General features: G+C 36.2%; 11 protein-coding genes. 5 read left to right on the top strand and 6 right to left on the bottom strand.

Going from position 1 to position 11,864, the window contains the following annotated elements; all coding sequences use genetic code 11:
• The first annotated feature begins 74 nt into the window (after positions 1–74).
• Both ACIQ2D_RS04395 and ACIQ2D_RS04390 read left to right on the top strand, forming a co-directional pair.
• On the top strand, positions 75–812 hold the full coding sequence (locus tag ACIQ2D_RS04395; protein ID WP_402859970.1) for a hypothetical protein: 738 nt from the start codon (positions 75–77) through the stop codon (positions 810–812).
• 97 nt (positions 813–909) lie between these two features.
• Complete coding sequence (locus tag ACIQ2D_RS04390; protein ID WP_402859967.1) at positions 910–1,851, top strand: DMT family transporter; 942 nt, start codon at positions 910–912, stop codon at positions 1,849–1,851.
• A gap of 277 nt (positions 1,852–2,128) precedes the next feature.
• On the opposite strand, the gene ACIQ2D_RS04385 is transcribed toward ACIQ2D_RS04390, so the two are convergent.
• The 4 genes from ACIQ2D_RS04385 to ACIQ2D_RS04370 all read right to left on the bottom strand — a co-directional run bounded on the left by ACIQ2D_RS04385 (position 2,129) and on the right by ACIQ2D_RS04370 (position 5,659).
• Positions 2,129–2,632 (bottom strand): DinB family protein, encoded by a 504-nt coding sequence (locus ACIQ2D_RS04385; RefSeq protein WP_402859964.1) that lies wholly within the window; start codon positions 2,630–2,632, stop codon positions 2,129–2,131.
• A gap of 242 nt (positions 2,633–2,874) precedes the next feature.
• Positions 2,875–3,912, bottom strand: coding sequence for a beta-carotene 15,15'-monooxygenase (locus ACIQ2D_RS04380; protein WP_402859961.1), 1,038 nt, complete (start codon positions 3,910–3,912; stop codon positions 2,875–2,877).
• 31 nt (positions 3,913–3,943) lie between these two features.
• On the bottom strand, positions 3,944–4,408 hold the full coding sequence (locus tag ACIQ2D_RS04375; protein WP_402859958.1) for a MarR family winged helix-turn-helix transcriptional regulator: 465 nt from the start codon (positions 4,406–4,408) through the stop codon (positions 3,944–3,946).
• Between the two features lie 366 nt (positions 4,409–4,774).
• A complete protein-coding gene (locus ACIQ2D_RS04370) occupies positions 4,775–5,659 on the bottom strand; it encodes an AraC family transcriptional regulator (protein ID WP_402859955.1) in 885 nt (294 codons plus the stop codon).
• A gap of 100 nt (positions 5,660–5,759) precedes the next feature.
• On the opposite strand from ACIQ2D_RS04370, the gene ACIQ2D_RS04365 reads away from it, so the two are divergent.
• Positions 5,760–6,674, top strand: coding sequence for a DMT family transporter (locus ACIQ2D_RS04365; RefSeq protein ID WP_402859952.1), 915 nt, complete (start codon positions 5,760–5,762; stop codon positions 6,672–6,674).
• A gap of 194 nt (positions 6,675–6,868) precedes the next feature.
• Complete coding sequence (locus ACIQ2D_RS04360; protein WP_402859949.1) at positions 6,869–7,915, top strand: Cj0069 family protein; 1,047 nt, start codon at positions 6,869–6,871, stop codon at positions 7,913–7,915.
• A 196-nt stretch (positions 7,916–8,111) separates the two neighbouring features.
• Here ACIQ2D_RS04360 and ACIQ2D_RS04355 read toward each other — a convergent pair whose 3' ends face one another.
• Positions 8,112–8,519, bottom strand: coding sequence for a PaaI family thioesterase (locus tag ACIQ2D_RS04355; protein ID WP_402859946.1), 408 nt, complete (start codon positions 8,517–8,519; stop codon positions 8,112–8,114).
• A gap of 888 nt (positions 8,520–9,407) precedes the next feature.
• Positions 9,408–9,827 (bottom strand): MarR family winged helix-turn-helix transcriptional regulator, encoded by a 420-nt coding sequence (locus ACIQ2D_RS04350; protein WP_402859943.1) that lies wholly within the window; start codon positions 9,825–9,827, stop codon positions 9,408–9,410.
• A gap of 310 nt (positions 9,828–10,137) precedes the next feature.
• Between ACIQ2D_RS04350 and ACIQ2D_RS04345 the strand changes: the two genes are divergently transcribed.
• Positions 10,138–11,262, top strand: a complete 1,125-nt coding sequence (locus ACIQ2D_RS04345; RefSeq protein ID WP_402859940.1) for an NAD(P)-dependent alcohol dehydrogenase — start codon at positions 10,138–10,140, stop codon at positions 11,260–11,262.
• Positions 11,263–11,864 lie beyond the last annotated feature (602 nt).

Here is an 11,864-nt window from a genome sequence, read left to right as displayed (position 1 = left end):
CAATAAATTGACTAACAATAAGATTCCAAAACGATTGTTGGGACACAGCTGATTAAGATTAAAGGAGGATTAATATGAAAATTTATATTGACGGAAACGATATTTCAAAGGAAGAACTTACAAAATGGAAAAGAGAGCGTATTAAAAAAGTTTTAAGTACATTAGGACATAGAGAGCCTGAATTAAATGATACAGACACAATGATAAAAAAATTAACTGAACTAAAGATGATATACTCCTACAAGGAAATGCACGATAAATTGAAATCTAAACTTAGATTGAGTGGAATGATTATGAGTGTTTGTGCTGCTTTATCTGGGGATAGACGAAAATTTTCCAAAACAGATCTCTATTTAGAAGGCATTACGGCAGAAGAAGCTATAAAGGGAATTGATAGTTTTATGCTAAAGCAATCGCACGAAAATGATCAAGTGAATTTATCAGCTTGCCCTGATCATTATGTACTAAGACCTTTAGGAGAGAACGAACTGGAGGTCATTGAAACTACTGGTAATTCACCGTTTCCTGTTCAATTTTTTATTGTCTTTGATGACGAAACAGGATTAAAAACACCTAGAGACAGCTCTTATCAGTATCAATCAGTAGGTGTTGCACGTATGAAAGACGGTACTGTTATTGGTGGAGTTCGACACCAATTCAAAAATACTGACAAAGGCGTTGAAGTAAGAACTAGTGTTGAATTTCCAGCACTTTGTCCTACTAGCCTTGTTAAAGCGCATCAAATGCATTTAGCATGTGAGTTTTCTTATTGGCTACAATGGATAAAGGATCAAAAAAATAAAAACTGCTGAACCTCCTTAAAGTAGAGAAAGCATACAGTTTTGAAAAATGATCCAATATGAACTTTCGTGCCAAAATTTTATTCAACAAGATTTGAGATGAATTCCTATGTTTTCAATACTGCTAGCTATAAGCTTTGGAGCCGTTTTTGCTATGCAAACAGCTATTAATGCTCAATTACGAAAATTCGTAATTTCTCCTTTTCTAGCTTCAATGCTATCATTCGCTGTGGGTGTAATCTTCTTAGCGATCACAATATTAGTTAGTGGTTTACCATTAGGTATTCCATTAGAGTTATTCTCGAGCCAACCTATTTATATTTGGCTTGGGGGGATTTGTGGTGCAATTGCTTTAACCACCAACATACTTCTGTTTCCTAAATTAGGAAGTGTACAAACATCTATTATACCAATCTTGGGAATGACTTTGATGAGTATGTTAATAGATAATTTCGGTTGGTTTAACTCCATACCATATTCTTTCGGCTTGAACCGATTCATTGGGGTATTACTAGTCATAATAGGCGTTTTTTTTGCTGTGGCTATACCGAGTATGAAAACTAACCAATATCCTTCCGAAGCTGCTAAGAAAAACATGTTAAATCAATGGATTTGGCGTTTAGTAGGCATAATAGCAGGAATGTTACTGGCTATACAAATTGCTATCAATGGTCAGTTAGGGAAAGTTCTGAATTCTTCTTCCCACTCAGCCTTTGTATCATTTTTTGTAGGTACTATCACGTTAATTATAGTTGTTGGGGTAATGGATCGTTCTTACGCAAAAATTAAAGAACCTATTAAGCAGTCGGCTCCTTGGTGGATATGGATTGGAGGTATATTAGGTGGGGCTTATGTTCTAACAAATGTATATCTCGTTGATCAAATCGGAAATGGACAAACTGTAGTCCTTGCTTTATTTGGTCAAATCACAGGTAGCCTGATGGTAGAGAAATTCGGTTTGTTTAACTCTTTTAAAAAACAAATTAAACCAATACAAATGTTTGGTTTAATTGTTATGATAGTTGGTGTCTTTTTAATCCAGATATTTTAAATAACATTATTAATTCGTTCTTTTGGGGGATTCACCATTTCTTCCACTAAGTAAATCCTTATTCGGATTGTCTGCTTCAACGAGTAAGTGAAATTCAAGTTTATTCCGCATTCCTTCATGGTTTAGACCTTCCCATTCAATCTAAATGTGAATGGTACTATGACCTCTGCTGACTTCTGATGGTTCAACTACTTATCACTCAGTAGCTTACATCAACAATTATTTGGATACAGACGAATTTTAAAAAAGATTAATCATTTGAGTGTGTTGTGCTGAATTACATTTGCGGGGCTTCCATACCAAACTGTGCCCATTCCTCTTTTGACGGACCATAAATACCTGGAACAGTTAATCCTGCCTGTCGCATAAGAACAGTCATTTGTCCTCGATGGTGTGTTTGATGTTGAATCAAAAACAATAATAGTGAACCATTTGGCATTTGTTGACCTATAAATTCAATACATTCTTTCATTGTAAAGTCAGTCCATTGGGTTTTTAATGCCTGTACAAATGCATTGCTAGCTTGCTGATAGCTGTCTGCAATAAATTGAGCCGAAGTAGGAACGGGAAAATCTTTAGATGGGGCTTCGAACGTTAGATTTGTATTTGAAGTAATAATATGAATAGCAGTAACGGTATGCCAAGCAATACGTCCTAAGGTCCAATTTTGTGAAGTTATTTCCTGTTTAAGAGATTCATCAGTTAGATTATTTAGTAGTTTCTGTGTAGCACCGGCTTCGTACTCCCAAGATTTCAAGAAATGGTCTAAGGTTTGAAACATAAAAATCCTTTCCTCCTAAAAAAATGTAGTTTTCTTTCTATGCATCTTAATTCAATTATATTCCCCCCTTGAGGGTAATATGTTTATCTTTTTACAAAGGGTACATCTTTATAATTCGTGAATAGTAATTAAGGAAACTGAAAAACTATTGATATTAGGACTTCACCACTTACTACGAATGTTCGTTTAAATCATACACAAAAAAGGCAGATGCCCTCATCTAAGCTGACATCACCTTTTTATCATTTATTATTCACCATTCCTCGGACAAGCATATCTCTAAATTCATGCACTTGATCGGCTTTTATCGCTATTTTTTTATATTGTTTTTTAATACCCATCATAAAAGTAACATCAATAGGTTCCTTCATATTCAATATAAACTGTGGATGCGCCTCACCAAAATCACGTGCCACAAAATCAATCGTGTCCTTTGATAATTTAGCCTCTAATAGCTCTTTGTCTTCGATTACTTCCTCAATATCCGCAAATCGAATTTCCACTCTCTTCATTAAACCAAGTGATAAATAAAACTTATCATTAGATACATGAACCGGATTTAAACGAATTGCCTGCATGTCTGCCACAAAGAACACTACAGAATATACATTGAATATCAGTAAAATAATTGAAAGCACCATTGATTTTTCATGAAGCCACCAGTGGATACCTATTGTCTCAATAACAATTGCATGAATAATCATAATCTGAAATGCGATATAACTAGAATTTTTATGCAAGGTAAGACCAGGTTTTGCTTTTCTCTTCCAACTCGCGAATGCATAATAAAACATGTGAAATTCTGCACAGATTATTTGAATGATTGGATGCTTTGGTGCGTGTTGTTCAACAGATTTTGCAAATGAAAACAAGTCAGGCAATGCACTCGCCCGTACATCTGCTAAAATCTTTGGCATGTAACGTACAAGTGTCACTACGAGTAATACTTCAAATAGGACAAGTGCGCCTTCGACTGCAAAACCACCCCACGTCACAGCAACAAAAGGTTCTAAATACTCGATTGGGATAATAAAACGCGCAGCAATACAGCCAGCAGCAGCTAATACAATTGCTTGCTTTACAGAAAATTTCTTTTTATACAGCATAAATAATACGGGCATTACGACGACAAAATCAATCAATGACCCTACCACAACACCTTGTGATTCACCTTTTAAAATGGATAATCCTAAGCTAGTATTGTAAAGCATGTAATTACCTGCTAATACTAATAGTAAAAAAGCTAACCATACGTTTTGCTTTTTCTTTAATGTAACCATTCCCATCTCTCCTCACTACCCCTATTGTTTCTTACTCTTCATCTAATGCACTCTCTTTCAACACAATTCCACTTAACTTCTCAACTATAAATTTCAATTGCTCTAATTCACCCATTTCCAACTTTGAATAATATTTCGAAACGATAAAACGTCTTATTTCTTCCTCTTTTTCGAAATACTTGACCCCCGCTACATCTAATTGCACAAAAATTTCACGGCGATTTTCTGGGTTTATTCGTCTTGAAAGGTAGTTCTGCTCCTCAAGCTTACTAACAAGCTGACCAACAGCACTTGAAGTGATATTCAGGTACTGTGCAATCTGACCAATCGTCACATTTGAATTTTTATTGATAAAATCAAGAAGAATCATTTGCTTCGCAGATAAATCATCCGTCACTAAATGTTGATATACTTTTACAAAATGGCTATCCATCGAATAAATTGCTTCATTAATATCCTGTACAATTTGATATATTTTCTCGTCGTGTTGTTCCATTAATTCTCAAATCCTTAAAGTGTAATTAATAGTCAAGGTAACTTTACTATTAATTATACTTTATCATATTTCCTTGATTTGTCAATTGATATAAAAAAACGGTTCATCACCATAACTAGGGGTTGATTTCCGTTACGCCAGCGTGCTTTGCCGCTGACGCTTCGCTTTCGCGCAGAGCAAGAGCTTCCTGGGGGCGTCCGATAAGCCGCTTCACTCGCTACAGGGTCTTATCTGTGACGCTGATCCCCAAGGAGACACGCTGGCTCCACTCCAATCAACAAACACTTTATTTAATTTTTACCTTATATTTTGGTGAAGAACCAAAAAATGGATGCCATTTACATCCGTTTTACTTTTATTGAATACTTATAAAAACTCTTTCCGATATGCCTGTGGTGAGTACCCTGTGTATTCCTTAAACTTTTCAATATAGTAACTCACTGTACTAAAACCCGTGTCAGCAGCGATTTCCGTGATTGAGAGTTCCTTATTCCGTAGCAACTCCATGCTTTTCTGAAGTCGAAAATGGAGTAAATACTCGAACGGAGTCATACCAACCATTTTCTTAAAAAACCGACTACACTCTGCCCGACTTAAAAACACATGCGCTGCCAGTTCATCTAACAACACTTTTTCCATATAGTGTGTATGTAAATAATCAATCATCTGCTTCACTCTCTCATGTTGCACAACGTTTGAAATTGTTAATTGTTCTTCCATCAATGTAGATTGCTCCAACAAGGACTCCCATATTTGTAATAGTCCACGCCATACCTTCAGCTCAAAAAACCGCATTCGTTCCTTCAATAATTTTGCTACACCCTCTACTTCACACGCTACATCACCAGTCAATTTCACAAAAGATCGTCTCCCCTCAATTACGTACGGTAATACGTATTGAGTAGCAAAAATACTTTCTTCATGTCCAGCAATCACAGTTGGATCAACATTTATACAATAAAATATTGCTTTCTCTACCTCAAAAGGCTTAGCTTCATGTAAACGACCCGCATTCACAAATAACCCTTCCCCCACTTCCAACACAATAGACTCATGCCCTACTCGGTATAAAATACGACCGCTTTTAACGTAGACAAACTGAATTTCCTTATGCCAATGTAACGGTAAAAAATCTGTTCTATCTAACCGTAATACTGTTTCATAAAGTGCCACTGGGAATGACTTTGAACCATGTGATGTTAATTCCTGCAGGTCCTTTGCTAATTTTATATAGGTTAATGCCAATCTCATCACCTCAATATATTGATACTTTTTAAGCTAAATTCGATATTTCTTCCTGTTAAAAATTACTATAATCAGTTTATATTGATAGTTTAGGAGATGTTGCAGCATGAATCAACTAGCGCAAAAAAATAAAACCATTGGATATGTCCTTGTTATTTTAGGGGCAAGTTTTTGGGGTATTGGTGGTACGGTAGCTCAACGTCTATTTCAGGACGAAAATATCGAGGTGGGCTGGCTCGTTTCTAGTAGATTGTTAGTGGCTGGCATTCTGCTCATCGCCATCTACAAAATAACCCATCGGAAAGACTCGATTTTTGCCATTTGGCGAACAAAAAAGAATGCATTCAGACAACTATTGTTTAGCTTAGTCGGCATGCTCGCCGTGCAGTATACTTACATGGCTTCTATTTCACTAGGTAACTCGGCCGTAGCAACGATGCTACAATATTTATCACCACTTTTCATAATGGCTTACTATGCACTCACTCGGCACAGTAAGCTAACAAAACACGATGGGATAGCTGTTACGTTAACACTTATCGGAACATTTTTACTGCTGACTAATGGCTCAATTTCTACATTTTCTGTTCCTACTATGGCAATTATCTGGGGTATCTTATCGGGGCTTTCCGCAGCATTTTACACATTATATGCTGTGCCTCTCCTTCAGCAGTTCCACTCACTTCTCGTCGTAGGTTGGGCTATGCTCATTGGAGGCTGTATCATGAGCATTTTCCATCAACCGTGGCAAATTAATGCATCGAGTTGGACATTTGAAACCACTGGCTACTTCATCTTTATCGTGATTTTTGGCACAATGTTGGCCTTTTGGTTTTACATTGAAAGTTTACAATATTTATCGCCAAAAGAAACAAGTTTACTTGGTAGCTTAGAACCACTCGCAGCAGTTGTGACTAGTGTCTTGTGGTTACATATTGATTTTGAATTTTTCCAATTTATTGGTACACTTTTGATTTTATGTATGATCATATATCTTACTACCTTTCAAAAAAAGACCTAAATCATGTAAAAAAGTGATACAAGTCCTTATAGAGAACTTTCCAATCAGATAATTCTAATAACTAGCGGTCGTTAATACCTATTTGTATTTTTCAAAACTATGAAATTATACACAAAATTAATATATTTCATGTAGCGTTTTCTCTACATGGACCTTATACTGTAAATATTATTTACCACTAAGGGGGAGTTTGATTGGAGAAAAAAGTGATATTTTTTGAAGTACAAGGAGGCAGTGATAAAGGGACAGATGGTTATCGTAAAGATACAATGCCAATGGTGGATGCCTTAAAAGAACGTGGTCAAGATGCTGAAGTAATTTTCTTTGATGTGACAAAAAAAGATAAAATATTCAATTATGTAAAGGAAAATGGGATTGCTTATGTTTCACGCATTAATCCTGGGAATCTTCAGCATGAAGCTGAGTATTTCGATATGCTACGTGACTTATGTGCAACAGGCGTGATTGGCATGCCACATCCTGATGCGATGATCGGCTATGGTTCTAAAGACGTTTTGTCGAAACTAGTGTCGACGAACCTCGTACCAGATGATACATTTGCCTATTACACAATTGAAGCATTTAAAGATCAATTTCCTAAAGCACTTGCCATTACTGAGCGTGTCTTAAAGCAAAATCGAGGTTCAACAGGTGAAGGTATTTGGCGCGTGAAATTAGTAGATCCTCTTGCTGAAGGTATTACAGAAGTGACACTTGATGCTCAGATTAAATGTACAGAAGCAAAGGACAACCACGTTGAATACTGGAAACTTGGCGAATTCATGTCATTTTGTGAACAGTACATCACAGGAGAAAACGGTATGTTAATCGATATGCGTTTCCTACCACGTATTATAGAAGGAGAAATCCGTTTATTTATGCTTCGAGATAAACCGGTTCATGTTGTACATAAAAAACCAGCTGATTCTGAGGATGCCTTCAGTGCTACACTATTCTCAGGTGCACAATATCGCTATGATTCTCCAGAAGAATGGGAAGAACTTGTACAAAATTTCTTAACACAGTTACCACAAGTGACAAGTTTACTAGGAAATTATGCCTTACCACTAATTTGGACAGCTGATTTCATGCTAGATACAGATGAAGCTGGTAAGGATTGCTATATTTTAGGGGAAATGAATTGTTCATGCGTAGGTTTTACGTCTGAACTTACACTAGCACATCAGGTAGCTGAAGAAATTTTAGCTTGCTTAGGAGAAACTGTTGCTATTACAGCTTAAAGTATAAAAAAGTGAGACAAAACGTTATGGCACTGACTGTCTATAATGAATTGGTAAGAAAACACCTTATTGTACAGCCAGTTCACGGTATTTTACCGGGGACTGACTGTTTAATTTCGTTTGATTCGGATATTGTTATAATAGTTTTAGATGATTTGATATTTTTTGTATAACATTTTCGTAATCTCAGTTTGCATCATGCACCTTTCGAGACCTTAAATGTTCCTGTACTATGAGCAATTAAATTCTTCTCTTCATCAAATAACTTCCCCTCAACCAACACGGTGTTTCTCCTCTGATGAACAACAGTTGCTTCAGAATAAATCGCACATTCTATAACAGGTTTTAAAAATTGAATATTCAGTTGTATCGTCATGACTTCACTAAAACCTAATGTTTTCCCCACCAATCCCATCACCGTGTCTAAAACGGTAGCATAGACACCGCCGTGTACGGAGTTATGACCATTGTTAAAAGAAGGATTAAACGGTAAATATAATTCGACATGGCCTTCTTGTAATTCTTTCATTTGCAAACCTATAAATTCCGAAAAAGGGCTCGGTTTGAAATCGGTTTTTAACTTTTCCAAAAAACTGTTCGTCATTTAATCAACCCCTTTGTAAGTTATAAAGCGTATCCGTGTTCGCAATGACCGATAACCCTTCACCTTCAATCAAACCATAAATTTCAAAGCGAAATACGGAACATGCGGTATACGTATAGCTCCCTAGCATCCGTTACAATCGATGCAGCTAAACCAGTTGGGAGCCTCCAGTAATATTTTCCGGTCTATACGCTTTTCAGTTTACTTTTCTCACACATTAACTATTCTTCTGTAGTAGTCTCAGCCCCTAATACTTCTGTTTAGCACCTAGTAACAAACCTATTATATTTTGGATTTTTTCATTAATACTGTAGGTTCTCCACGATTGTTGCAATTCCTTAACCTCCGCCAACGGAAAAAGTAACAAGTACATACTTTGAACCTCTACGAGCCATTTCATCATGTAATTTTGTCATTAGTATCGCACCTGTAGCACCTTTTGGATGACCAAATCAACATCACATCCTTTATTGACAGCAATCCCCAAAAGTTATTTAAAATTGCATTCTCTAACTCATTTTTCAAGTCTAACTCCACATTACCGTGAAATAAAGAACACTACTATATCAATCTTATACAATAATCTTCTGTTTTGTTGTATATTACTCACTAAGTATATTAAATTTCCAAAAAAACATCAGGACGACTGATTATTCAATTGAAATAAAGATTTCTATCATTAATTCTTTGATATGTCTTTCTTTATAAGACGCCTTCACTATTTCATCCGTAAATTACTTACTACAACCTATATACATCTACATATTTCGTTTCACCAAAAGAGCGTAAGAACCAATTTGTTTTTGCACAAACAATTGATAAACAATAAAGTAAGAAGATCATTCATCAAATAGATATATTGATGAATGATCTTCATTAGAAAAGCACTTATTTTTCACTCGTTAGTTTGTAGAGAATACGTTTAAATTCACTTAATTCCTCCGCTGTTACCCTACTACTAATTTCATCATCGAATTTTTTAAAAACCGTCAGTGCTTCGTCGAATGTTTTTTCCCCTTGTGCAGTTAAATACAATTTTAAAGCTCGACGATTATTCGGATCACGAATACGCTCTATAAACCCCTTTTTCTCCAAATTATCAGCCATCCTTGCTATATTGGCCTTATCTTTTTTCAACTTTTCTCCTATTTCATATTGAGTAAGCCCATTCTCTCGTCTTAAAATAGCTAAAACGAGACTCTGTTCAGGAGCCAAATTATACGGAGCAAATTGTTTTTTGACAGCACTTTGAAGAACTGTACTCGAATGATTGATGAGATAGCTAATGTATTTTTCGGTTGGTTTCAAATGATCACCCACATCAGTTTTTTGAATTATTTGAATTAACACACTAGACAGATAATAATAGCTAGAATATAATTATCTCATACTTATTGAATAGATGGAAAACAAAGTGTTTATAATCCCCCATCTAATAGTTGTCACACTAACTATTGATACACAAACTATTGATACACAAACTACTTTTAGTTTACCTTGATCCACAAAATAGTGTAAAGACAGACGATCTATGTTCACAATGAATAAACCGATTTCCATCGTTTTCAGCAGTATGTTCACAAGCTAAGATTACTATTAATTACGAGGAGGAAATTTGATGATCGTAAAAGCAGCTGTAGTAAATGCCCCAGGAGATGAATACCAACTAAGCAATTTAAAACTAGCGGAAATGCAGCCTGATGAGGTATTCGTAAAAATGGTCGCATCAGGTATGTGTATGTCTGATGAGACAATTAGAAAAGGCGGTACATCCGTTGCTTTTCCTGTAGTACTCGGTCATGAAGGTACTGGCATCGTTGAAAAAGTTGGAAATGCCGTAAAAGCGTTTAAAGTAGGAGATCAAGTTGTTATGTCTTATGCATATTGTGGGAATTGCCCAAGCTGCCAAACGGGGCATCCATCTATCTGTGATGATTGGATGAAGTTGAATTTCCTTGGTGTACGAGATGATGGTAGCTATACATTCCAAAAAGAAGACAATACGCCCGTAGGGAATCTTTATGGCCATTCTTCCTTTACGACACACACATTAGTACATGAAAGTAACTTAACAAAAGTTGATCCAGATGTTGACCTGCGTCTTATTGGTCCATTAGGTTGCGGCTTCTTAACAGGTAGCGGTACAGTGATTAATGGCTTAAAACCTGAAGTCGGCTCTTCTATTGCGATTTTTGGTACAGGAGCAGTAGGTTTAGCTGCTATAATGGCCGCTAAAATCGAAGGTTGTTCAACAATCATTGCTGTAGATATTCATGTCAATCGACTAGAACTCGCTAAAAAACTTGGTGCAACACATACAATCAACAGTCAATCGGAAAATCCCGCTGAAAAAATAGCTGAAATTACAGATGGCAAAGGCGCCAATTACTCAGTCGATACTACAGGAATAGCTCCTATCATTAAAACTGCTTTAGCCGTTTTAGCAAAAGGCGGCGTCATTGCGCCAGTAGCTGTATCAAGAAATACTACTGAATTCAATATCACATCAGAGTTAATGATGGGTAGCAAAAGCATGATTGGTGTAGTGATGGGCGATGGCGTTCCACAACTCTCCATACCGCAATTAGTGAAATTCCATAAAGAAGGACGCTTCCCATTCGATCAGCTAGTCAAATTTTATAAGTTCGATGACATCAATCGAGCTGCTCAAGATTCAGCAAATGGTTCTGTCATTAAACCAATCCTTATTATGGATGAATCATATACAGCTCCAAGTAACTAGCAAAAAAAGCGAATGTCGCCCGCTTTGATGCCATATGAACAGTTCTAGAAAGGGGGCCCTCCATTAAAGCCATTCTTACCTTAGAGGTCTCCCTTCCTAGACTTTTCGCCTTTATCATTTGTGTAGATTGTTTATTTCCCACAATCTTCTTAATCGAATCCTCCACAACCTTCGCTGAATTATCGTCCTCACTCACTTATTACAGGTTCCAAACCTTCGTAACCAATTTTATCCCCTTCATTTTTTAATGAAATTCAGTAAAATAGTTACTAGGAATGCGTACAAATACTATTTCCAATACTTTTATTGTCTCTACACCAAAACATGTACTTGCACTCTGTTACCAATCAAGAAGTACCTTATTGCATTCTACTAAAATCCATTGTTTATCTTCATTCATATAGTAGTGTCAAATAATATCGCCGTCCACACTGACAAAAACAACCGAAAAACACCTAAAAAAGAACAAAAACAACTCAAAATAGAGTCATTTCCGCTCCTCTGATTACATCTCAAAATAAAATAGACAGGACAATATACCTGTATTTTTTCTAATGAAACAGGCTATAAAATGCTGAATTCCATTGAAAAAAGATTCATCT

This window comes from Lysinibacillus sp. NPDC097287, assembly GCF_044761695.1.
Lineage (GTDB): Bacteria > Bacillota > Bacilli > Bacillales_A > Planococcaceae > Lysinibacillus.
This window is presented reverse-complemented; position numbering and strand designations above follow the sequence as displayed.

Excerpts from the sequence above, each read along its gene's own strand:
- ACIQ2D_RS04395 (WP_402859970.1), top strand. The coding sequence starts at position 75 with ATGAAAATTTATATTGACGGAAACGATATTTCAAAGGAAGAACTTACA.
- ACIQ2D_RS04355 (WP_402859946.1), bottom strand. The coding sequence starts at position 8,519 with ATGACGAACAGTTTTTTGGAAAAGTTAAAAACCGATTTCAAACCGAGC.
- ACIQ2D_RS04385 (WP_402859964.1), bottom strand. The coding sequence starts at position 2,632 with ATGTTTCAAACCTTAGACCATTTCTTGAAATCTTGGGAGTACGAAGCC.
- ACIQ2D_RS04375 (WP_402859958.1), bottom strand. The coding sequence starts at position 4,408 with ATGGAACAACACGACGAGAAAATATATCAAATTGTACAGGATATTAAT.
- ACIQ2D_RS04380 (WP_402859961.1), bottom strand. The coding sequence starts at position 3,912 with ATGGTTACATTAAAGAAAAAGCAAAACGTATGGTTAGCTTTTTTACTA.
- ACIQ2D_RS04390 (WP_402859967.1), top strand. The coding sequence starts at position 910 with ATGTTTTCAATACTGCTAGCTATAAGCTTTGGAGCCGTTTTTGCTATG.
- ACIQ2D_RS04365 (WP_402859952.1), top strand. The coding sequence starts at position 5,760 with ATGAATCAACTAGCGCAAAAAAATAAAACCATTGGATATGTCCTTGTT.
- ACIQ2D_RS04345 (WP_402859940.1), top strand. The coding sequence starts at position 10,138 with ATGATCGTAAAAGCAGCTGTAGTAAATGCCCCAGGAGATGAATACCAA.
- ACIQ2D_RS04370 (WP_402859955.1), bottom strand. The coding sequence starts at position 5,659 with ATGAGATTGGCATTAACCTATATAAAATTAGCAAAGGACCTGCAGGAA.